This window comes from Xanthomonas sp. LMG 12460 (assembly GCF_009192895.1).
GTDB lineage: Bacteria > Pseudomonadota > Gammaproteobacteria > Xanthomonadales > Xanthomonadaceae > Xanthomonas_A > Xanthomonas_A sontii.
Genome location: NZ_NKUH01000053.1, coordinates 1 through 21,625, shown reverse-complemented (window position 1 = coordinate 21,625; position 21,625 = coordinate 1). Strand labels below are relative to the sequence as shown.

Annotated in this window: 14 protein-coding genes; 3 read left to right on the top strand and 11 right to left on the bottom strand. The window is 71.2% G+C overall.

Going from position 1 to position 21,625, the window contains the following annotated elements:
* Nucleotides 1-481 precede the first annotated feature (481 nt).
* The gene (locus tag CEK66_RS11975; protein WP_152237064.1) at nucleotides 482-1,666 is read left to right on the top strand and encodes a benzoate/H(+) symporter BenE family transporter; all 1,185 of its coding nucleotides are present in this window, start codon (nucleotides 482-484) and stop codon (nucleotides 1,664-1,666) included.
* Between the two features lie 21 nt (nucleotides 1,667-1,687).
* On the opposite strand, the gene bphP is transcribed toward CEK66_RS11975, so the two are convergent.
* The 5 genes from bphP to CEK66_RS11950 all read right to left on the bottom strand — a co-directional run bounded on the left by bphP (nucleotide 1,688) and on the right by CEK66_RS11950 (nucleotide 9,238).
* On the bottom strand, nucleotides 1,688-3,592 hold the full coding sequence (bphP, locus tag CEK66_RS11970) for a bacteriophytochrome BphP (RefSeq protein WP_152237063.1): 1,905 nt from the start codon (nucleotides 3,590-3,592) through the stop codon (nucleotides 1,688-1,690).
* Nucleotides 3,589-4,188, bottom strand: a complete 600-nt coding sequence (locus tag CEK66_RS11965; protein ID WP_152237062.1) for a biliverdin-producing heme oxygenase — start codon at nucleotides 4,186-4,188, stop codon at nucleotides 3,589-3,591. The genes bphP and CEK66_RS11965 overlap by 4 nt, the downstream gene beginning before the upstream one ends.
* Before the next feature lie 157 nt (nucleotides 4,189-4,345).
* On the bottom strand, nucleotides 4,346-5,596 hold the full coding sequence (locus CEK66_RS11960) for a TCR/Tet family MFS transporter (RefSeq protein WP_152237061.1): 1,251 nt from the start codon (nucleotides 5,594-5,596) through the stop codon (nucleotides 4,346-4,348).
* A gap of 691 nt (nucleotides 5,597-6,287) precedes the next feature.
* Nucleotides 6,288-8,576, bottom strand: coding sequence for a lytic murein transglycosylase (locus tag CEK66_RS11955; RefSeq protein WP_226978587.1), 2,289 nt, complete (start codon nucleotides 8,574-8,576; stop codon nucleotides 6,288-6,290).
* 269 nt (nucleotides 8,577-8,845) lie between these two features.
* Complete coding sequence (locus CEK66_RS11950; protein WP_152237060.1) at nucleotides 8,846-9,238, bottom strand: YchJ family metal-binding protein; 393 nt, start codon at nucleotides 9,236-9,238, stop codon at nucleotides 8,846-8,848.
* 96 nt (nucleotides 9,239-9,334) lie between these two features.
* On the opposite strand from CEK66_RS11950, the gene CEK66_RS11945 reads away from it, so the two are divergent.
* Nucleotides 9,335-10,108 carry a TSUP family transporter gene (locus CEK66_RS11945; protein WP_152237059.1) on the top strand — a complete coding sequence of 258 codons (774 nt, stop codon included), beginning with the start codon at nucleotides 9,335-9,337 and terminating at the stop codon, nucleotides 10,106-10,108.
* 96 nt (nucleotides 10,109-10,204) lie between these two features.
* Here the strand turns inward: CEK66_RS11945 and CEK66_RS11940 are convergent, their stop codons facing one another.
* From CEK66_RS11940 to CEK66_RS11915, 6 genes are all read right to left on the bottom strand, one after another.
* On the bottom strand, nucleotides 10,205-14,032 hold the full coding sequence (locus CEK66_RS11940; protein WP_152237058.1) for an SbcC/MukB-like Walker B domain-containing protein: 3,828 nt from the start codon (nucleotides 14,030-14,032) through the stop codon (nucleotides 10,205-10,207).
* Nucleotides 14,033-14,127: 95 nt separating this feature from the next.
* The gene (locus CEK66_RS11935; RefSeq protein WP_152237057.1) at nucleotides 14,128-14,817 is read right to left on the bottom strand and encodes a DUF4194 domain-containing protein; all 690 of its coding nucleotides are present in this window, start codon (nucleotides 14,815-14,817) and stop codon (nucleotides 14,128-14,130) included.
* Nucleotides 14,804-16,273: a DUF3375 domain-containing protein gene (locus CEK66_RS11930; protein ID WP_152237056.1), complete on the bottom strand. Its 1,470-nt coding sequence runs from the start codon at nucleotides 16,271-16,273 to the stop codon at nucleotides 14,804-14,806. The genes CEK66_RS11935 and CEK66_RS11930 overlap by 14 nt, the downstream gene beginning before the upstream one ends.
* Nucleotides 16,274-16,304: 31 nt before the next feature.
* Complete coding sequence (gene folE / locus CEK66_RS11925; protein WP_152237055.1) at nucleotides 16,305-16,904, bottom strand: GTP cyclohydrolase I FolE; 600 nt, start codon at nucleotides 16,902-16,904, stop codon at nucleotides 16,305-16,307.
* Nucleotides 16,905-17,073: 169 nt separating this feature from the next.
* Complete coding sequence (locus CEK66_RS11920; protein WP_017909620.1) at nucleotides 17,074-18,423, bottom strand: MFS transporter; 1,350 nt, start codon at nucleotides 18,421-18,423, stop codon at nucleotides 17,074-17,076.
* Between the two features lie 96 nt (nucleotides 18,424-18,519).
* Nucleotides 18,520-19,065, bottom strand: a complete 546-nt coding sequence (locus CEK66_RS11915) for a YdeI/OmpD-associated family protein (RefSeq protein ID WP_152237054.1) — start codon at nucleotides 19,063-19,065, stop codon at nucleotides 18,520-18,522.
* 337 nt (nucleotides 19,066-19,402) lie between these two features.
* Between CEK66_RS11915 and CEK66_RS11910 the strand changes: the two genes are divergently transcribed.
* Nucleotides 19,403-21,508, top strand: a complete 2,106-nt coding sequence (locus CEK66_RS11910; protein ID WP_152237053.1) for a methyl-accepting chemotaxis protein — start codon at nucleotides 19,403-19,405, stop codon at nucleotides 21,506-21,508.
* The last annotated feature ends 117 nt before the right edge of the window (nucleotides 21,509-21,625 follow it).

Here is a 21,625-nt window from a genome sequence, read left to right as displayed (position 1 = left end):
CGTCCGAGTGAGCCGCCCATTATAGCGGGCTTTTTGTTTCCGTCAACACCTCATTTCGATGCGGTTGACGCTGGCTCGCCTTCAAACCCGAGGGCTTTTCGTCGAACCGAGCCGCCCATCATAGCGGCTTTTTTCTTGCCGTCAACACCTTTTTGATCAGGTGGTTGACGCCGCTTTTTCGTCCAAACCCGAAGGCTTTTCCTCGAAGCGAGCCGGCCATATTAGCCGACTTTTTCACGCTGTCAACACCCGATGTTCGCTAGGTGTTTCCGGCCCCGCCTGCCTCTGTCGCGCCGAAGCCCGGCAGTTGCGTAGCGGGCCGCGCAGTGTAATGGCACCGAAAAAAAGGTCAACCGTTTTTTTGCGCGCCCTTGCAGCGCTGCGTGCTGCCACGCTCTCCTCTCTATCGGTAAGGGCGCGGCACAGCCGATCGCCGGCGTTTGCCCGAGAATGCAGCCTGCGCTCCACCATGGAACTCCGCATGACCGCTGCTACCCGCGCGCTCTGGCGCGACGCTTCGCTGCCCGCGCTGATCGCCGGCTTCGTCACCGTGCTGGTCGGCTTCACCAGTTCGGCGGCGATCGTGTTCGAGGCTGCGCGCAGCGTCGGCGCCTCGCAGGCACAGATCGCGTCCTGGATGTGGGCGTTGGGGCTGGGCATGGGCCTGACCTGCATCGGGCTGTCGCTGCGCTACCGGATGCCGGTGGTCACCGCCTGGTCCACGCCCGGCGCGGCCTTGCTGATCGGCAGCGGTGGCGGACTGCCGCTGTCCGATGCGATCGGCGCCTTCGTGGTGGTGGCGGTGTTGTCTGCACTCGCCGGGTTTTCCGGCTTGTTCGAACGCCTGCTGCGGCGCATTCCGCTGTCGCTGGCCTCGGCGATGCTGGCCGGGGTGCTGCTGCGCTTCGGCCTGGACGTGTTCGTGGCGATGCAGCACCAACTGGCCATGGCGCTGGCGATGTTCGCCACCTATCTGCTCGGGCGCCGCACCTTCCCGCGCTATGCGGTGATCGCCACCCTGTTGGTCGGCATCGCCGTGGCCGTGGCCGCGGGCAGCGGCACGCTGCACCTGGAGGCTGCGCGGTTGCGCCTGGCGCAGCCGGTGCTGGTGTGGCCGACGCTGTCGTGGCAGGCGCTGTTCGGGATCGCGCTGCCGCTGTTCGTGGTGACGATGACCTCGCAGAACCTGCCCGGGGTGGCAGCGATCCGCGCGTCCGGCTATGCGGTGCCGATCTCGCCGACCATCGGCTGGATCGGCGTGGCCAACACGCTGCTGGCGCCGTTCGGCGCCTACGGGCTGAACCTGGCGGCGATCACCGCGGCGATCTGCATGGGCCGCGAGGCGCAGGAGGATCCGCAGCGGCGCTACATGGCCGCGGTGTTCGCCGGGGTCTTCTATCTGCTGATCGGCGTGTTCGGCGCCACGGTGGCCGCGCTGTTCGCGGCCTTTCCCAGGGAATTGGTGATGGCGATCGCCGGCATCGCGCTGTTCGGCACCATCGGCAACAGCCTGGCCTCGGCGCTGCGCGAGGAACGCGAGCGAGAGCCGGCGCTGATCGCGTTCCTGGTCACAGCGTCGGGACTGTCGCTGTTCGGCATCGGCGCGGCGCTGTGGGGCCTGCTGGCCGGTGCGGCAACGCTGGCGCTATGGCGGCGCAGCCGCTGAGGCCGCGCCGCCGCACCGGACTCAGCGCGGGTCGCGCAACTGCAGCAACCAGTGGCTGGACACGCCGGAGTGATCGGGCAGCGGTTCGAAGTCGAACTGGCGGTGCACGGCCGTGGTGCCGTCCACGCGCAGCGGCAGGGTGACGTAGACGGCTCGGCCCTGCCGCAGCAGCGTATCGATACGCTGGGTCTCCGCCAGCACGGCCTCGCTGGCGTACAGGCGCTCCAGGTCGCAGCCGATCAATTCTGCGACCTCGCGCTCGTACAGGGCGGCGAAGGCCTCGTTGACGAAGGCCAGACGGCTGCGCCGCGCGCCCTCGCCGCGCTCGACGATCGCCACCGGATCGCGCAGCCGCGACAGCGAGGCCTCCAACAGGGCGAAATCCTGCTGGAAGCGCTTGCGCTCCATCAGTTCGATCAGTACCCGCAGGCTGCGTGCCGATTCCAGGCTGATCGGCGACCAGGGCCGTGCGCGGCCACGCACGGTCTCCTGCCACAGGTCGAAGCTCTTGCGCGGCGACAGCCGCGAGCCGGCGATGTCCTGCAGCTTGGCCAACTGCGGATTGCCCGCCCAGTTGACCGTGCGCACCTGTTCGCGACGGGTCCACAGCAGCGCGCTGCGCGCCTGCGGCATCAGCGGCACGAAGATGAAGCCGGCCGCCAGCGGGGCCAGATCGGCCAGCGCCGGGAAGGTCTCGCCGATCTGGTCCGAGTGCAGGGCGCCGACCGCGTCGTGGCGCAGCGCTTCGTGATGGGTGGACTCGATCTGCTCGCGGATCCGCGCCAGGTCCTCGGTGGCCGGCAGCATGCCATGGCGGGTGACGTGGTCGCCATGGAACACCGCCACGCCGTCGGCATCGACCACGTCGAGCAGGTCCGAGGCCATCTCGTCGAGCATCGGCGCGGTGAGCATCTCGGCGTCGTTGAAGTTGGTGATCAGCTTCTCGCGCACGGTCAGCAGCACCGACTCGGTGCGCGCGCGCGCCACCGCGGTGATCGCGCCGATGCGCCCGGCCAATGCACGGCTCAATGCATCGGCGACGTCGCGCATTTCGTGGTTGCAGAAATACGGGCGGTAGTGGTGACAGGCGATCAGGCCCCACAGCGCATCGTTGACCACGATGGAGGCCACCAGGGTGGCGGTGACGCCCATGTTGGCCAGGTACTCCAGGTGCACCGGCGAGACGCTGCGCAGGCTGACGTCGCTCAGGTCCACCGGCGCGCGCAGGCGCGGATGCAGGGTGGGCTGGATCGGCGACGGCACGTAGCCGACGTTGGCGATCTGGCGCACGCGGTTGCGCAGGTACAGCGCGCGGGCCTGCGCCGGAATGTCGCTGGCCGGATAGTGCAGGCCGAGATACGGCTCCAGTTCCGCCGCGCGCGCCTCGGCGACCACGTCGCCGTTCCAGTCGTCGTCGAAGCGGTAGATCATCACCCGGTCGTAGCCGATCAGGCTGCGCAGGCTCTTGGCGGCGCGCTGGCAGGCCTCCTCGATGCTCTGGTCGGCCTCCAGCCGGCGCAGCACCGGCAGCGCTTCGCGCAGGGTGGCATCGGCCAGCGGCGCGTCGCGCGGCTCCAGTTCCAGCAGCCACTGCTCCGGATACAGATGCCAGGCGCCGACCCAGCGCTGCGTGGCGGCAGCGTCCTTGAACCCCACTTCGACATAGGCCAGGTCGCTGCGCTCGGCCGCGTCGGGCAACAGACGCGTGCGCGGATCCTCCAGCACGAGCAGGGCGTCGTAGCGCTGTCCGAGCAATTCGTCCAGCGGCCGGCCGAACAGGTCGGCGGCACTGGCGCTGGCCTGGACGACGCGCCCGTCCTGCGGCTCGATCACCAGCAGCACGCCGTGCGGCTGCACCGAGCCGGGGATATGGATCGGCTCGCGTGCGCATGCGTCCATGTCCAGGGGCACGACGATGTCGCTCATGCGGCGATCTCCAGGGCGAAGTGGGTATGGAAGTGCGCGAACATGGCGCGGGCGCCGTCGACCGCGGCCTGCTGCAGCGGCGCGCTCGGCAAGGCCCGCTCCAGGCGCTGCTGGAAGTGTCGCCAGGCGGCCGGGTCGGCATGGCCGAGTTCGAAATAGGACAGGGCCGGCGCGGCGGTGGGCAGGGTCTGCCGCAGGTGCCGGGCGATCACCCGGCCGCCCAGGCGCGAGCCTTCGACCACGTAGAGCATGCCCCAACGCGCGCCGACGTCGACGGCCGGCGGCAGCGGCTGCGGCGCTGGCGGCGTTGCCTGCAGGGCATGCAGATCCTGCGCCAGCAGCGGGGTGCGCGGCTGGTACTGCCAGTGCGCGTCGCCGCAGTCGCGCAGCCAGGCCGCTTCGCGCTGTTCCCAGCCGGCCAGCACCGCGTGATGGCGACGCAGCACCTGCACGTAGTCGGCCAGCGACAGCGCCGGGTCCATCAGCGCGCGCATCGCCGGCAGGTCTTCCACCGCCTGGTGCTGCTGCGCAGTGGCCTCGCGCAGCAAGCGCGCAGCGGTCAACGGCAGGGCGGTTCCGTCGGGAGGGGACATCATGCAGGCGACTGGTACAGCAGCCGGCCGGCCGCGACGAAAGAGAGGACACAGCGTAACAATCGCGACCGCGCGGTGCCAGGCGAGGCAGCGCGGGAGCCGCGACGCCCATCCCAGCAAGCTGAGCCGTTCACGCCGGCCGCGCCGCCTGCGCCGCGCCTCAGCCGGCGGCCACCCCGGCAGCCGGCATTCGCGCACGGCGCCAGGCCACGATCCAGCCGCCGCCCAGCAGCAGCGCCGCCAGCAGCCATGGCACGCCCGGGAAGTGCAGCAGCGCATGCGGGCCGATGAAGGCCGCGAACACCCATGCGTACAGCAACGGCCCGATCACCCCGGCCAGGCTGACCAGGCTCATCAGCGCGCCCTGGATGCGGCCCTGCGCATCGGCGCCGACGTGGCGGGTGACGATCGCCTGCGCCGCCGGCCCGGCCACCGCCCACAGCGCGCTGATCGGCACGCCGAGCAGGAACAGCGCGCCGCTGCCGGCGACGCTGTAGATGGCGAAACCGATCACGCCGCAGCCCAGGCCGAACAGCAGCGCGCCGCGCTCGCCGAAGCGCCGCACCACCCGCGCCACCAGCACGGCGTTGACCACGATGCTGCACACGCCGACCAGGGCCAGCACCCAGCTGACCTGTTTCGGGCCCCAGCCGAAGCGGTAATCGGCGAACAGTACGAAGATGCTCGGGTAGACGTAGTGCGCCAGGTTGGCCAGGAAGATCACCGCGGCCAGCGCGAACACCTGCGGGTAGCGCTGCAGCAGGCGCAGCGCCCCGAATGGGTTGGCGTGCGCCCAGTCCACCCGCGCGGTGCGTCGCTCCGGCGCCAGCGATTCGGGCAGCACCCACAAGCCGTAGAGGAAGTTGAGCAAGGCCAGCCCGGCGGCGAACCAGAACGGCGCGCGCAGGTGCAGGCTGCCGAGCCAGCCGCCCAGCAGCGGACCGACCACGAAACCAACGCCGAACGCGGCGCCGATGATGCCGTAGGCCTGGGCGCGCTTGTCGGCCGGGGTGATGTCGGCGATGTAGGCGTTGGCCGAGGTGAAGCTGGCCGAGAACACGCCGGAGACCATGCGTGCCAGCAGCAGCACCGGCAGGCTCTGCGCCAGCGCCATCACCATGAAGTCCACGCCCAGCCCCAGGCACGAGGCCAGGATCACCGGGCGCCGGCCGTAGCGGTCGGACAATGCGCCCTGCAGCGGCGCGCTGACGAACTGCAGCGCGGCGAACAGGAAGCCGAACCAGCCGACCCAGCGGGCCGCGGCAGCGAAGTCCCCGCCGGTGAAGCCGCGTACCAGCGTGGGCAGCACCGGGATGATGACGCCGAAGGACAGCACGTCGATCAGCAGCGTGACGAAGATGAAGGCGACCGCGGCGCGGCGTGAGCGGACAGCGGGAGTCGGAGCGTGCACGGCAGGCCTCCTGGCGGACGCGGCAGTGTAATCGGCGTACCTGGCCATCGGCGCACCCGTGGGTGTGGGAGGTGGCCGATTGGAACGGGCGGCGTGCCTGCGACACCGTGGTGGCTCGGCTGGCCGTCGCGGGAGCGCTTGCACCGCGACCGGTGGGGTCATGGCGTCGGGACTGAAGTCCCTCCCACAGAAGCATCGGGGCTGGCCAATTGCGGGTCAGGGCTCGACCCTTTCTGCACCAGCGGCGCAGCCAGGCCGCTTGTCGTAGGGGCGGTTTCAACCGCGACCTGAGGGACCGAGGCGTCGGGACTGAAGTCCCTCCCTCAGAAGCGGCGGGGGCTGGCCAATTGCGGGTCAGGGCTCGGCCCTTTCTGCACCAGCGGCGCAGCCAGGCAGCTTGTCGCAGGAGCGGTTTCAACCGCGACCTGAGGGGCCGAGGCGTCGGGACTGAAGTCCCTCCCACAACAGGGTCGAGGCTTGGCGGATTGTGTCGGAACCGAGGTGCTCTACACCGAGCGACTCCCCTCTCCCGTCGGGAGAGGGGTCGGGGGTGAGGGTACGGCGGAGGCAGCGGCGCCACTCATGCCACCAAGGCGCGGCGGCGCAGCAGTCACGGCCGGACCGTCACCAATGCCGACTGCCGGGCCGCAGCAGGTGGTGCCGCCGTCCGGCCGCGGTCACTCGGCCGGGGTCACAACGCCGCGACAGAGATCGTCTGCTGCAGCACGTGCTGGGCGCCCGGGGCCAGTTCGATCACCTCGGGTCCGGCGTTGGCCGCTTCCAGGCACACGAACTGGCGCCAGTGCGGGCCGACGTCGGCCATCTTCTGTGCGCCGGCCTCGCCCGGGTTCCAGGCCACCAGCGTGTGGCTGCCGGTGGTGGCGATCTCGATGCGGCGCTGCAGGCCCGGGTCCAGCAGGGTGTAGCGGCCGCCGGCGCCGGTGTAGATGCGGTCGCTGCGGCCGGGGTCGCGCGGATCCTGCAGGCTCCAGTCGCCGTGCTGGCGATGCGGTGTGGCGTAGTTCTCGAACTTGTCCAGGTAGTCCAGGCCGTCCAGGCCCTGCACGCGCACCTGGGTGGCGTCGGCGACACGGAAGTAGTTGTGCAGGGCCTGGGTGAAGCGGGCGGGCGCGGTGCCGACGTTGTCGGTGACCAGGCGCTGCTCCAGGGTGGCGCCGATGCGCAACTGCATGCGCAGGCGCAGCGGCAGGTCGTCGAAGTCGGGCGGCGCCAGGGTCAGCACCAGCGTGCCGTCGGCCTCGCGCCGCGCGTCCTTCAGTTGCCAGGGTACGGTGCGCACGAAGCCGTGCGCGGGGACGGCGTCGCTCTGGCCCTGGCGGCCGAAGTACGGCCAGCACACCGGAGTGCCGCCGCGGATCGGGGTCGGCGTGGGCTGCGCGTCCGGCGACAGCCACAGCGCGTCGGTGCCGCCCTTGGGCACGAACGACAGCACCTGGCCGCCGAACAGGCTGATCGCGGCGGTGGACTGCGGGGTCTCCACCAGCAGCGAGGGATAGCCGTGGAAGTCGCCTGTGCTCAGGCCGGGGACGTCGGACATGGGGTGGATGCTCCGTGGCGCGGGGGAGTGGGCGAAGGCCGGGTAGGCGGCCGGCAGCCGGAATGCGGTGGGCGGCGTGCCGCCGAACGGCGTCTTTGTAGGTGTAGATGTAGGTGCCGGTGCTGGCGACGATGCCGGTGCAGGCGATTGCGGCGGCGACGGCGGCGTGGCCGGTGACGTCACCGGTGCCGCAGGCGCGCCGCCGGCCTCGCGGCGCAGCGCATCGAGGATGCGTTGCCCGGCGCGACCGTCCGCCGGCTGCAGGCCCAGGCGTTGCTGCTCGGCCTGGATCGCACGGCGGGTGGCGGTGCCGATTGCGCCGTCGGCCTGGCCGATGGCGTGGCCGCGCGCCAGCAGCAGGGTCTGCAATTCGCGCCGCTCGGGGCGGCCCAGGCCCGGATCGTCGGTCGGCCAGGCCGCGACCAGCCCGGGCTTGCCGCGCAGCCGGTCGGACAGCAGCGCGATCGCCAGCGCATAGCTTTCGGCGGCGTTGTAGGCGTAGATCGCGTCGTAGTTGCGGAACACCAGGAACGCCGGGCCGTGCACGCCGGCCGGGATCAGCACCGCTGCTGGGGTCTGCGCGGCCAGTGCAGGCAGCGCGCTGCCGTCGGCGGCGGTGAGGCCGCGCGCGCGCCAGTCCGACAGCGGCCGGCGCTGGGTGCGCCCGGCCAGCGCCGGGTCGAAGCCCGCCGGCAGCTTCACCTCCAGCCCCCACGGCTGGCCGCTCTGCCAGCCGGCGAGCTTGAGATAGTTGGCGGTGGAGGCCAGCGCATCGGGAATGCTGGCGACCAGATCGCGGCGGCCGTCGCCATCGCCGTCCACGGCGACACGGGCGTAGGTGCTGGGCATGAACTGGGTATGGCCGAAGGCGCCGGCCCAGGACCCGGTCAGGCCCTCGGGCCGCAGGTCGCCGGCCTGCAGCAGCTTCAGCAGTGCGAACAGCTCGCTGCGGAAGAACGGCTGGCGGCGGCCTTCGCAGGACAGGGTCAGCAGCGACACCAGCAGCGGGCGCTTGCCGGAGATGCGGCCGTAGTCGCTCTCCACGCCCCACACCGCGACCACCGTCTCCGGGTCGACACCGTACTGCTGCGCCACCTGCGCGAGCAGGTCGCGATGCGCGGCGAGCATGGCGCGACCATCGTCGATGCGCTGGCTGTCGACCAGGCCGGCCAGGTAGTCCCAGATCGGCGTGGTGAACTCGGGCTGGGCGTCGAGCAGCGGCAGCACGCTCGGGTCCGGCTGCAGACCGGCGGTGAAGCGATCGAACGACGCCTCGGCGACGCCCGCCTTCGCCGCGGCCGGGCGCAGGCCGGCCACGCAGCTGGCGAAGGCCGGATCGGGCGTGGACGGCGCCGCCACGGGTGGGGTCTGCGCGAGCGCACACGGGGCCGCCAGCAGCAGGATCCAGGCCAAACGCATCATCGCAACATCCTCGCCGACGGCAGGGCCGACATCATAAACAACCGGCGCGTGTGCGCTCCGCTCACGCGACGCGGGCGGCAGGCACGCGACCGGCAGCGCGTTCCGAGCGTGGCCTGGTTGGCGGATCGCGCGGCACGATGCCGCGGCCGCGACACGCATGGCGTTCGGGCCAACGCGGCATTCCGTTCGAAGCGCAAGAGGGCCAACGCTTGCCCCGCCAACGAACGGCGGTGTGCGGGCGTGCGCCCCGCCGGCGCGACGCGCGACGCTCAGTCCAGCGCGTCGAGGTAGTACCAGCGCCCATCCTCGCGCACGAAGCGGCTGTGCTCGGTCATGCGCACGGCGCTGCCGCCGCCGATGCGATAGCGCGCCAGGAAGGCGACCTCGGCGCTGTCGGCGCCGGTCTGCAGCACGCGCTGCACGGTGAGGCCGAGCCACGCCGTGCGCGGATCGATCTCCACCTGCGGCGGACAGGTCGAAGGATGCCAGCTCGCGCGCAGGTAATCGGCGTCCTGGCGCACGTAGGCGCTGTAGCGGGAACGCATCAAGGATTCGGCATCCGGCGCAGGGGTGCCGGCGTGGTACGGCCCGCAGCACTGCGCGTACTCGCGCGGATGGCCGCAGGGGCAGGGATCGGCAAGGCGCGGGGCGGACGGAGACATGTGCCGATTGTGCCGGCTGCGGCGACACGGCGCACGCCGCGCACGCGTCGCGGCCGGTGGCGGCTATGCTTGCGGCCCCTTGCGCGGAGCGCTGGCGTGCTCGAGTCGATCCCCACCGAACTGCCCTGGCTGCTGTGCATCGCCTTCGTCGCCGGGCTGGTGGACGCGGCGGTGGGCGGCGGCGGCCTGATCCAGTTGCCCGGGCTGTTCGCGACCTTGCCGCAACAGGCGCCCGCGGTGATCCTGGGCACCAACAAGTTCAGTTCCATGGCCGGTACCGGCACCGCCGCCTGGCGCTATGCGCGCCACGTGCGCCTGCCGTGGCGGCCGGTGCTGTACGCGACCGCCGCCGCGTTCGTGTTCGCCTTCCTCGGCGCCACGGCGGTGAGCCTGCTGCCGAAACAGGCGGTGCGCCCGCTGATCCTGGTGCTGCTGATCGCGATGCTGGGCTACACGCTGGTCAAGAAGGACTTCGGTGCGCTGCACCGGCCGCGCCACATCGGCCGCCGCGAACTGGCCATCGCGCTGGCGATCGGCGCGGCGATCGGCTTCTACGACGGCTTCTTCGGCCCGGGCACCGGCAGCTTCCTGATCTTCCTGTTCATCCGCTTCTTCGGCCTGGATTTCCTGCGCGCCTCGGCCGCGTCGAAGGTGGTGAACCTGGCCACCAACCTGGCCGCGCTGTGCTTCTTCGTGCCCAGCGGCAAGATCCTGCTGGCCGCGGCGGTGCCGATGGCCGTGGCCAACGTGGCCGGCGCGGTGACCGGCACCCGGCTGGCGCTGCGCGGCGGCACGCCGCTGATCCGGCAGTTGTTCCTGGTGCTGGTGGTGGTGCTGATCGGCAAGATGGGCTGGGATCTGCTGCAATGAGTTGAGTGCAGCGCGCGGCGCGATGGCTGCGTGCCTGTCCTGCCAACGCGGCGGCCGCACGCGTGCCCGTGGGCACACGCCGCCGCCAGCTCCGGCTCAGACGTCGCGGCGCCTGGCGGTCGGCGGCGTCTTGCGCGCCGCAGCCTTGGCCGGTTTCGCAGGTTTGCCGGCTGTGGTGGCTTTTGCGGTCTTCGCCGAGGCCGCGCGCGTGGCCGACCGACTTGCGGTGGACGGAGGTGCAGCGGCCGCAGCCGCAGCGGACTTGCGTGACGCCTTTACCGATGGGGCCTTGGCCGCAGGCGTCGCGCCAGCAGTGCGTGTACGTTTGCCGGACGTCGCTGACGGCGTCTTGAGCGTGGTCGGCTGTTGCACGCTTTTACTGCGGCCAGCGCGCGCCTTGCCGGACGCGGGCGCCGGCGCCGTCGCGGCAACGGCGTCTGCGACCGCATCCGTAGTGGCATCCACTGCGTCAGCGACCAGGGGCGGCGGCAGATCGGCGCCAGCCTGATCCATCGCCGCGCCGGATTCCACCGCAGGTGTCGCCGCCTCGTTGCGGCTGCGCTCGGGCAGCTTCAACCGGTGCGCCTGCTCGTCGTATTCGATCAGCAGCACGCCGGAGTTGTGGCGACCGCTGATCTCGACGAAGCAGGCGCCGCCGATGAACGGCTCCAGCGTCATCACCGACTTCAGCGGCGTGGCCACCACCATCTGGAAGCCGAAGTTCTCGAAGATGTTCATCGCCAGCGCGGTGAATTCGTTATCGGCCTTGTCAAAGGCCTCGTCCAGCACCACCGCGGCATAGCGCGGCAGTTCGCCGTCTTCGCCGCCGAGCTGGTAGCGCAGCGCCGCGGCCAGGCAGGTGGTGGCCAGCTTCTGGCGCTGGCCGCCGGATTTGCCGGCACCGCTGCGGTAGATCTCCACTTGCGCACGGCTGTCCGCGTCCAGTTCCACGCCGACGAACTCCACGTGCTGGCGCACGTCCAGCACCTGCTCGCGCCAGCGTCGCAGCTCCGGCTCCTGCGCACCGAGCCGCTGCACCAGCCCGCGCAGCATGGCGAACTGCGCCTCGGCCAACGCACGATCCTCGGTCTGCTGATGACCGAGCACGGCGCGCAACTGCTGCTGGAACTCCTGCACCTCGAGCAGGCGCCGGTCGCTGACCTCGATGGTCAGCAGGGTGCCGCGGTTGAACGGCACCTGTTCCAGGCTGGCGTTGACCTCGTCCATGCGCTGCTTGATCGCCTTGTGCGCTTCGGCGGTGTAGCGCTGCAGGGCCAGCAGGTTGTTCTTGCTCTGGGTCTGCAGCAGGTCGAAGAAGCGCCCTTCGTGACGCGGCAGGCCGTCGCTCTCCAGGCGCTGCAGGCGCGCCAGGAAATCGTCGGCGCTGGCCAGGCTGACGGTGAAGTCGCCACTGTCCTCCGGCCACTGCTGGCAGTAGCGGCGGAAGCAGTCCAGCACCTGCTGGCTCAGCCGCGCGTCCTGCGCCTGGCTCTGCGCCAGCTGTTCGCCGAGCCCGCGCTCGACGCTGCGCAGATGCGCTTCCAGGTTGTCCAGGCTCAGCGGCGGCAGCGCGGCCAGGCGCGCGTCCAGCCCTGCGACCTGCGCCGGGCCGATCACCGCGGTGGCCACGCGTGCGGCGCAGGTCTCGCGCTGCGCTTCAAGACGCGCGCGCTCGCGGCTCACCTGCGCACGCTCCAGGCGCACGTCCTCGTAGGTACGGCGCGCCTGGTCGCGGCGCGCGCGGACGGTGGCGATCTGCTCGCCCAGCGCGCGCAGCGCGGTGTCGCCTTCGCGCAGTTGCAGCAGTTGCTCGGCGATGTCGCTCAGGCGCTGCAGCTTGGGGGCGACGTCGATCTCGTCCCACTCGCGCTCGGCCAGGGTGTGCGCGGCCAGTTGCCGGCCCTGGTCCTGCTCGCGCTGCTTGCGCAGAGCGGCGACGTCGGCATCGCAGGCGGCGATGCGCTGCGCCAGGGTCTGCCCCTCGCGCTCGTAGACCTTGAGCTTGTCGCGGTTGTCGTAGCCGAGCAGCCAGCGCTTGCGGTCGCCGACGGCGTGGCGGTCGTCCTTCTCGTAGCGGTCGCCCGGATGCTTGACCTGGCCCTCGCGGGTGATCGCGCGCTCGGCATCGCGCAATTGCGCCACGGTATCGACGCAGGTGTAGTCGAAACGCCGCGCCAGTTCCTGGCGCAGCCACGGCGCATAGGCATGGTCGCGCAGTTCCAGCTTGCGCAGCAGCGACTTCGCGTCGGGCTCGCGCTGCTGCAGCGGCGCGTTGTGGCGCACGCGGAAGTACACCAGGCGGGTGCCGAGCTGGGTCTTGTTGACCCAGTCGGCGACGCTGGCGTAGTGGCGTTCGTCGACCAGCAGCGACTGCGCGAAGCCGTGCAGCACGCGCTCGATCGCGCCACGCCAGGCCGCCTGGTCCGCCTCCACCTGCACCAGCTCGCCGACGAACGGCAGGGCGGCTTCGGACAGGCCGGTCTCGGCGCACAGCCGCGCGCGCAGCGCCTGCATCGGCGCGGGAATGCTCGAGGGCGCCTTCAGCAGCGCCTCGATCTCGGTGCGGATCACCGCGAAACGGCGTTCGTCCTCGCGGCGCTCGGCCATGCGTTCGGCGATCGCCTCGTCCAGGCTGCTGGCCTCGCCGGCGACGCCGTCGCGCAGCGCACGCGCCTGCGCCACCTGTTCGGCGAAGCCGCTGGCGCTGCCGGCCAGGCCCATGCCGAGCTGGCGGCAGGCCTGTTCGACCTGGCTGCGGCGGCGCATGCGCTCGTCGCGCTCGCGCTCGACGCGGCCGCGTTCGCGCTCCAGCGCCTCGACCTGCTCGCCGCCCTGCGCGCGCTGCTGCGTCTCCAGCTCGGCCAGGGTCTGCTCGTGGTTGTCCAGCGCTTCGCGGCGCTGCCCTTCCTCGCCGGCCAGGCCGCGGTCCTGCGTGTCCAGTTCCTGCAGGCGCGCGTCCAGCAGGCCCAGGCGGCGCTGCTCGCGGTAGCCGTCGATGCCCAGCTGCAGTTCGCGCAGCTCGCCGACGCTGTGGCGCAGCGCCAGCAGCTCGGCGTGGTAGTCGCGCGCCGGGGTCAGGGTTTCCACCTGGCGCCGCGCGGTCACCACCGCGTGGTGCGCGCCGTCGAGTTCGGCGAAGTCCTCGACCAGGCGGTCGGCGGCCTCGAAGGTGCGCGGCTCGTCGAGCATGAAGCTGCGCAGGAAGGCGTTGAGGTCGCCCAGGTTCTTCGCCGACTGGGTCTTGTGCAGCAGCCGCAGCGCCATCTCGTTGCCGATGCCGAGCAGGTGGCGGAAGCGCTCGGCGTAGCCGGCGAAGCTGTCGAAGTGGTGCACGTCCTCGCCCAGGCGCAGCTTGAGCCGGCGCAGGTCCAGGTCGAAGCCGTCCAGTTCGGCGGCCACGTCGAAGCCGCGCGGCACCACCATGTAGTGCTTGCGCACGTCGGCCGCGGCGGTGCCGCTGCCGGCGATCCAGAACAGCCGCACCAGGCTCACCGCCTGACCCTGCGCGTTGCGGTACTCCAGCGCCAGCGCCGACCAGGTCGCGCCCTTGCGCAGGTACTGGGTGGCGATCTCGCCGGAGGCGCTGTCCTGCTGGTCGGCCCAGGCGCCGCGCACGTAGGACACCAGGCTGCGGTCGCGGCCGCTGCGCTCGGCCTCGCGCGCGGCGGCGTTGAAATCGACGATGCTCGGCGGCGTCAGCAGCGCCGACATCGCATCGAGCAGGGTCGACTTGCCCGAACCGGAGCGGCCGACGAACAGGAAGCCCTTCTCGGCGATCGGCACGTCGGTCAGGCCGTTGAAGGTGCCCCAGTTGTGCACCTGCAGCCGGCGCATGCGGTACTGCTGCGCGCGTTGCTCGGCCAGGGTCTCGGCGAACAGGGACGGGGCGACGGGGACGGTGGACGATTCGGACAGGGACGTCATCGGAAACTCATCGGAAAACGGGGACGGCCGCCACGGCGGCCGGCGCACGGTGCAAAGCGGGCGCTAGGCGTGCGCGACGTGCGGGCGCGGGCCGGTCACGGCGCCGCCTCGGCCACGCCGTCGCGCAGGCCGCGATAGGCCGCCGACAGCGCCTGCACGTCCTCGGCCGAGAACAGCAGCTTCAGCGCCGGCGAGACTTCGTAGCGGTCCTCGCTGCCGCGCAGCTTGGACAGCAGGTGGTTGTCGCGCATCTTGGCGATCGCCGCCAGCACCCGCCGGGCGAAACCGGCGCGATCGGTGGAGACGTTCTTCTCGTACACCGACAGCACCTCCAGCAGCTGCGCCTCGTCGACCACCGCGCGCTCGCCACGGGTGTCGGCCTCGGCCAGTTGCTGGCGCAGGAACAGCAGCAGCACCGACTCGATGAAGGTCAGCGGCGCGGTGCGCAGCAACGCCGGGGTCTCCAGCTCGCCGGTATCGGCCTGGCGCGCGAACGCCACGCCGCCATCGCGGTCCAGCACCAGCTCCAGGAACAGCTCGCTCAGCACGCGGCGGACCGCGGCCTCGTGGCGCAGCAATGCCTGCCACAGCGGGCCGTGCCGGTAGGCATCGACGCTGGGGCCGGACAGCAGCTGGCACAGCGCGCGCCGCGCCTCCAGCGGCAGGCTGCCGCTGTCGCCGGCGAACAGCGCGGTGCCGCCATCGGCCGCAGCGGACGTGGCGGCGGCCGCGGCGACATCGCCGGCATCGGCGTCGTGGCCGTGGAATTCGTCAGACCAGCTCATTGCGTTTTTCCTTGGTGAACCACACCAGCGGGATGCGCGCGCGCCGGACCTGGCCGTCGCCGCCCTCCCATTGCACCGCTTCCCATTCGCCGTCGACCACCACGCCATGGCGGGTGCCCAGCGCCAGGTAGCCGATCACGCTGCCCAGGCCCTGCGCCGCCGGGCGCTGCCGCAGCGCCTCGCCGATGCTCAGTTGCGGCTGCCGGCCGAGCAGGTCGTGCAGGTCGTTGCGCAGGCCGCGCAGGTCGATCTCCGACTGCGCCACCAGGTCGCCGACGCTGTCCAGCGAGATCGTCGCCGCCTCGGCCGCCTGCACCCGCCCGTCCACCAGCTGGCTGCGCGGGTCGTGCAGGCGCCACTGCGACGGCGAGCGCAGCCGCGCGCTGCTCAGCGGCAGCACGTAGCCGGTGGCCGCGGTGGCATGCAGCTGGTCGCGCAACTGCAGCGCCTCGCCCTGCGCCTGCTTCAGCAGCTGGTTGAGCCGGCGCTGTTCCAGGTAGCCGCGGCTCTGCACGAAGCCGCGCAGGCTGCGCGCGAAATGCTGCATCACCTCGTGCACCTGGCCGCCGCGCTCGAGCAGGGTGCCGGTGAGCCCGCGCAGGAAGGCGCGTTCGTGGCGGTCCAGGCGGCGGGCGAAGCCGCGCGCCAGCAGCGCCTCCAGCGCCGCATCCAGCTGCACGCTCTGCTCGGCATCGTTGAGCAGGCTCCAGAACGCCTGGAACGTGCGCCCGGCCTCGCTCTCGCCGATCACGTCGATGCCGGCGAACAGCTTCTCCAGCACGTCGCCGCGCGCGCCCTCGTCGTCGATGATGCGCTCGCGGAACTCGCGGTTGAGCCGTTCGAAATCGTCGCGGACGCGGCGGAAATCCTCGGTCAGGTCGTCGGACAGGCGGATGATGTCGCGGGTGCGTTCCAGCGCGCGCTTGCCGTCCAGCGCCGCCAGCTTGCCGGCGGCCACGCGCTCGATCTCCGCGTCCAGGCGCTCGCGCTCGGCGCGCAGCGCAGCCAGGCGCGCGTCCGGATCGGTCTCGGTCTGCCCGGCCAGTTGCACCAGCTGCTGGATCACCAGCGACAGCCGGCTCTCGGTGGCCACGCTGGCGCTGTCGCGCACGCCGGCGATGAAGCGGATCGCCTGCGCCGCCTGCCGCGACAGTTCGTATTCTTCCTGCGCATCGCCTTCGGGCAGGCGCCGTTCCAGCCAGCCCTGCGCCAGCCAGTGCGCCACGTAGGCCTGCGCGGTGCGCGGCAGTTCGCGCGAGAGTTCGTCGTCCTTCAGCGCATCGAGCTGGCGCTGCAGGCGCTCGTGCAGCACGTCGGCCGGCAGCCGCCGCTGGGTGTCGCCGAGCAGGGTCTGCAGCAGGCCGATCAGCTCCGGGGCATGGTCGGCGGCGAGCAGCTTCCACAACGGCTGTTCGCGCAACTGGCGGTAGCCGGCGATCCGGACATGCGGCTTCATGCAGGAACCGACCGCCACCGCATCCGCAGACTCAGCGCACGCGCTCGATGAAGCGCAGGAACTCGGCGCGGGTGCGCGCGTCCTCGCGGAAGGTGCCGAGCATCTTCGAGGTGACCATGCTGACGCCGCGCTTGTGGATGCCGCGGGTGGTCATGCACTCGTGCGCGCCTTCCACCACCACGCCCACGCCCAGCGGCTGCAGCACGTCCTGGATGCACTGGGCGATCTGCGCGGTCATCTTCTCCTGCACCTGGAAGCGCCGCGCGTAGGCCTCGACCACGCGCGCCAGCTTGCTGATGCCCACCACCTTGCCGCGCGGCAGGTAGCCGACGTGGACCTTGCCGATGATCGGCGCCATGTGGTGTTCGCAGTGGCTTTCGTACTCGATGTCGCGCAGCACGATCAGCTCGTCGTAGCCGGCCACTTCCTCGAAGGTGCGCAGCAGGTAGGCGCGCGGGTCGGCGCGGTAGCCGCTGAACCAGTCGCCATAGGCCTCGGCCACGCGCCGCGGGGTGTCCAGCAGGCCCTCGCGGGTCGGGTCTTCGCCGGCCCAGCGCAGCAGGGTGCGCACTGCGTCTTCGGCCTGCGCCTGGGTCACCGGGGGAGTGGAGCTGTTGTCGGAATCGGCCATGGGGGGAACGCCCGTAAGGGGGCTGCATGGTACCCGAGTCGCCTGGCAGCCGCCGCATGCGCGGCCTCCGCGCGGCGGGACGACCCGGCCGATACCGGGTGCGCCGTTCAGCGTCCGCCTGCTCCGCGCCCGGGCGGCATGCGCATCGCCCGGGCCGGCGCCGCGCCGGTCAGCGCCGGCGCGCGTGCATCTCGCCCTCGTGGTCGAGCCAGTTGGACCCCTTGTTGGTCAGGAAGAACATGTACACCACCAGCGACACCGCGATCACCGCCGTGGCATACCAGACGAAGGTGGTGACGTGGCCGGTCTTCAGCGAGGCCTGGTACAGCAACGGCGCGGTGCCGCCGAAGGCCGAATTGGCCAGCGCATAGCCCAGGCCCACGCCCAGCGCGCGGATATGGGTGGGGAACAGCTCGGCCTTCACCACCGCGTTGATCGAGGTGTAGCCGGTGAGGATGACGAAGCCGGCGGTGAGGATGGCGAAGGCGCTCAGCCAGTCGCTCTGCCTGGGCAGCTCCAGCACCAGGAACCAGGTGTAGAGCACGCCGCCGATGCCGAAGAACACCAGCAGGGTCTTGCGCCCGATCAGGTCAGACAGCCAGCCGCCGACCGGCTGCATCAGCATCAGCACGATCAGCGCGGCCAGGTTGATGATGGTGCCGGCCATGACGTCGTCGCCGGCGAAGGCGGTCTGGATCATCTTCGGCCCGGTCACCGAGTAGGTGTAGAACGCCACGGTGCCGCCGGCGGTGATCAGGAAGCACAGCAGCAGCGGGCGCCACTGGTGCACGAACAGCTCGCGCAGCGAGCCGGAGGACCTGTCCTTGCCCTGCTTGGCCGCGGCGATGGACTCGGAGGTCAGCGATTCGTCCATCGTGCGCCGCAGCCAGAACACCACCAGCGCGCCGATGCCGCCCAGGCCGAAGGCCACGCGCCAGCCCCATTCGGAAATCTGGCCCTTGTCGAAGAAGTGCAGCATCCCGAACAGCACCGCCTGCGCCAGCACATGGCCGCCGACCAGGGTGACGTAGTGGAAGGAGGACAGGAAGCCGCGCCGCCCCGGGATCGCCGCCTCCGACATGTAAGTGGCGCTGGTGCCGTACTCGCCGCCGGTGGCGAAACCCTGCAGCAGGCGCGCCAGCAGCAGCACCACCGCCGCGGCGCCGCCGATGCTGGCCACGGTGGGCGTCACCGCGATCAGGAACGAACAGGCCGCCATCACCGACACCGACACCGTCAACGCCAGGCGGCGGCCGTAGCGATCGGCGAAGCGGCCGAAGTACCAGGCGCCGATCGGGCGCATCAGGAAGGTCACCGCGAAGATCGCCCACACGTACAAGGTGGCGTTCTTGTCCTCCTTGGAGAAGAACTGCGATTCGAAGTAGGTGGCGAACACCGAGTAGACGTAGACGTCGTACCACTCCACCAGGTTGCCGGCCGAGCCCTTGAGCGTGTTGGACACCGAGCGGCGCAGGCTGCCCGGTGCGGCGGCGGCGGACGAAGAGGTGGATGCACTCATGCAGTGGGCCTCATGGATGGACGTCACGGAGTATAGGCAGGCGCTTGCGAGGATCCTGTCGCGACGGCGGCCAGGCCGGGCGTGCGCGCCATGACCTCATTGCGCCTGCGGCGCGGCGAAGGCCTTGCTGTACATGCCCGAGCGGTCGAAGCAGCAGACCCGCCGCTTGCCCGCGGCGAGCATGTCGCAGGTGCTGGCGATGCGCTTGACCCGCGTCTGCGCCTGCTTGCCCGCGCCGATCCAGAAGATCCAGTCGCGCCGCGCCACCGTGGTCAGCGTGTCCCAGGCCGCACGCGCAGGCGGATGCGCGGCCAGCGCGCGCGCCAGGTCGTCGGGCAGCACGGGTTCCGGTTCCACCGCCGCCGGCGCGATCTCCAGGGTCACCGTGGTACCGACCTCGACCGCCGCGGCCGCCCGCAACGCCTCCTCGACCTGCAGCCAGTGGCCGCCTTGCCCATCGGGTTGCAGCGTGGCCTGAAACGGATTCCCGGCGAACCGGCCCTCCACGCTGGCCAGGCCACGCGTGGGCAGCGCGGCGCTGGCCTCCGCAGGCAGCAGCAGGAAACACCAGGACGCGTCCGGCGGCGTGGCTGGACGCAGCAGTGTCGCCTGGAAGCGGATCGGGTCGGCGGCGCCGGTCATGCCCGGACCTTAGCACCGGCCACGCGCGGTGCCATGCTGCACCTGCGCGCGGCGGCGGCGCGACGCGCTCCTGGTCTTGTCGCTCGCCAGGCACTACGCCCTGCCTGACCTGCCCGGCGGCCACCGCCGCGGCAGACCGGCACAACGTCACGTTCCCGATACGGCACAGGGGACGCCCTCGCCCCTTCCCTTCAGTTCGACAGGCCATCGCCGCTATCCATGCGCCGGCCCGGGGGACCCGCGCCATGCGCGCGTCACGCGGGCGCAGGCAACCTGCCTGCCCGTCCGCCGTCACCCACCGTCGATCCCTCTTCCTTCCCCCCATTCCCCCGATCCCATGCACGCCCTTTCCAATCTGCGCATCGGCCAGCGCCTCGCGCTCGGCTTCCTCACGATCATCGTGCTGATGGTCCTGCTCACCGTGGTCGGCATCCAGCGCGTGCACAGCATCGACCAGCGACTCACCGCGATCAACGAAGTCAACAGCGTCAAGCAGCGCTACGCGATCAACTTCCGCGGCAGCGTGCACGACCGCGCCATCGCCCTGCGCGACGTGGTGCTGCTGGACGATGCGGCCAGCCGCCAGGCGACCGAGCAGACCATCGACAAGCTGGCCGGCGACTACGCGCGCGCCGCACAGCCGCTCGATGCCTTGCTCGCCGTCTCCAGCGACGCCCAGGAGAAAACCATCCTGCAGCGCATCCAGGGCATCGAAGCGCGCACCATGCCGCTGATCGCGCAGGTGCGGCAGCTGCGCGATGCCGGCGACACCGTGCAGGCGCAGGCGCTGCTGCTGCAGCAAGCGCGCCCGGCCTTCGTCGACTGGCTGGCCAGCATCAACGCCTTCATCGACCTGCAGGAAGCCAAGAACCGCCAGGCCGCCAAGGAAGCGATGGCCACTGCGCGCGGCTTCGCCCTGCTGATGGTCGGCTGCACCGTGCTGGCGCTGCTGCTGGGCACGCTGATCGCCCTGCTGCTGACCCGCCGCGTGGTGCGGCCGCTGCGGCAGGCGCTGGGCCTGGCCGAGCGCATCGGCGCCGGCGACCTGAGCAGCCCGGACACCGTCACCACCCACGACGAGGCCGGGCAGTTGCTGCGCGCCATGCAGCAGATGCAGCGGCGCCTGCACGAGGTGATTTCCGCACAGCGCGAGATGGCGGCGCGCCACGATGCCGGCGCCATCAGCTACCGCATGGATGCGCAGCGCTTCCCCGGCGAGTACGGGCGCATGGTCGCCGACACCAATGCCCTGGTGGATGCGCACGTGCAGACCCAGCTGCGCATCACCGAGGTGATGGGCCGCTACGCCATCGGCGACCTCAGCCAGGACATCGCCCACTACCCCGGCGAGAAGGCCGCGATCACCGCGGCGATGCAGCAGGTCAAGCAGAACCTGCACGCGATCAACGTGCAGATCCAGACCCTGGCCGAAGCCGCCTGCGCCGGCAACTTCGCCCACCGCGGCCAGCCGGCGAAGTTCGAGCACGCCTTCCGCACCATGGTCGAGAACCTCGACACCATGATGGCCACCGCCGACGCCAACCTGGCCAAGTTCTCCGCGCTGCTGCGCTGCATCGCCGACGGCGACCTCACCGTGCGCATGAGCGGCAACTTCCATGGCGTGTTCGCCGCCATGCGCGACGACGCCAACAGTACCGTGCACCGCCTCACCGACATCGTCGCGCACATCCAGCGCACCACCAACAGCATCGGCTTCGCCGCCGAGGACATCGCCAGCGGCAACCAGGAACTGGCCAAGCGCAGCGAGCAGCAGGCGGCCAGCCTGGAAGAGACCGCCGCCTCGATGGAGGAACTGACCTCCACGGTGAAGCAGAACGCCGAGCACGCCCAGCGCGCCAACCAGCTGGCGCTGGGCGCGGCCGGTGTGGCCAGCGAAGGCCGCGACGTGGTGGGCCAGGTGGTGGCGACCATGGACGGCATCCAGGCGGCCTCCAGGCGCATCGCCGACATCATCGCGGTGATCGACGGGATCGCCTTCCAGACCAACATCCTCGCCCTCAACGCCGCGGTGGAAGCCGCACGCGCCGGCGAACAGGGCAAGGGCTTCGCGGTGGTGGCGGCGGAGGTCGGCACGCTCGCGCATCGTTCGGCCGGCGCCGCCAAGGAGATCAAGACCCTGATCGACGACTCGGTGCAGCGCGTCGCCCACGGCGCCACGCTGGTGCACCAGGCCGGCGCCACCATGGACCAGGTCGTAGCCAGCGTGCAGCACGTCACCGACCTGATGGGCCAGATCTCCGCCGCCTCGCACGAGCAGGCCAACGGCATCGCCCAGGTCAACCAGACCATCGCGCGCATGGACGAGACCACCCAGCAGAACGTGGCGCTGGTGGAAGAAGCCAGCACCGCGGCGCGCTCGCTGGAGGAGCAGTCGGCGCAGCTCACCCAGGCGGTGGCAGTGTTCAAGGTCGAGGCGGGGTGACACGCGTCGCCGGGGCCTGTGGGGCACGCGGTCGCGGAGTCCGGCAGAGTGGACGTCGCAGCGGCCGGAACCGCGGGACGAGTGAGCTCGCACGCCTAGGCAGTCTGTTCACGCGGG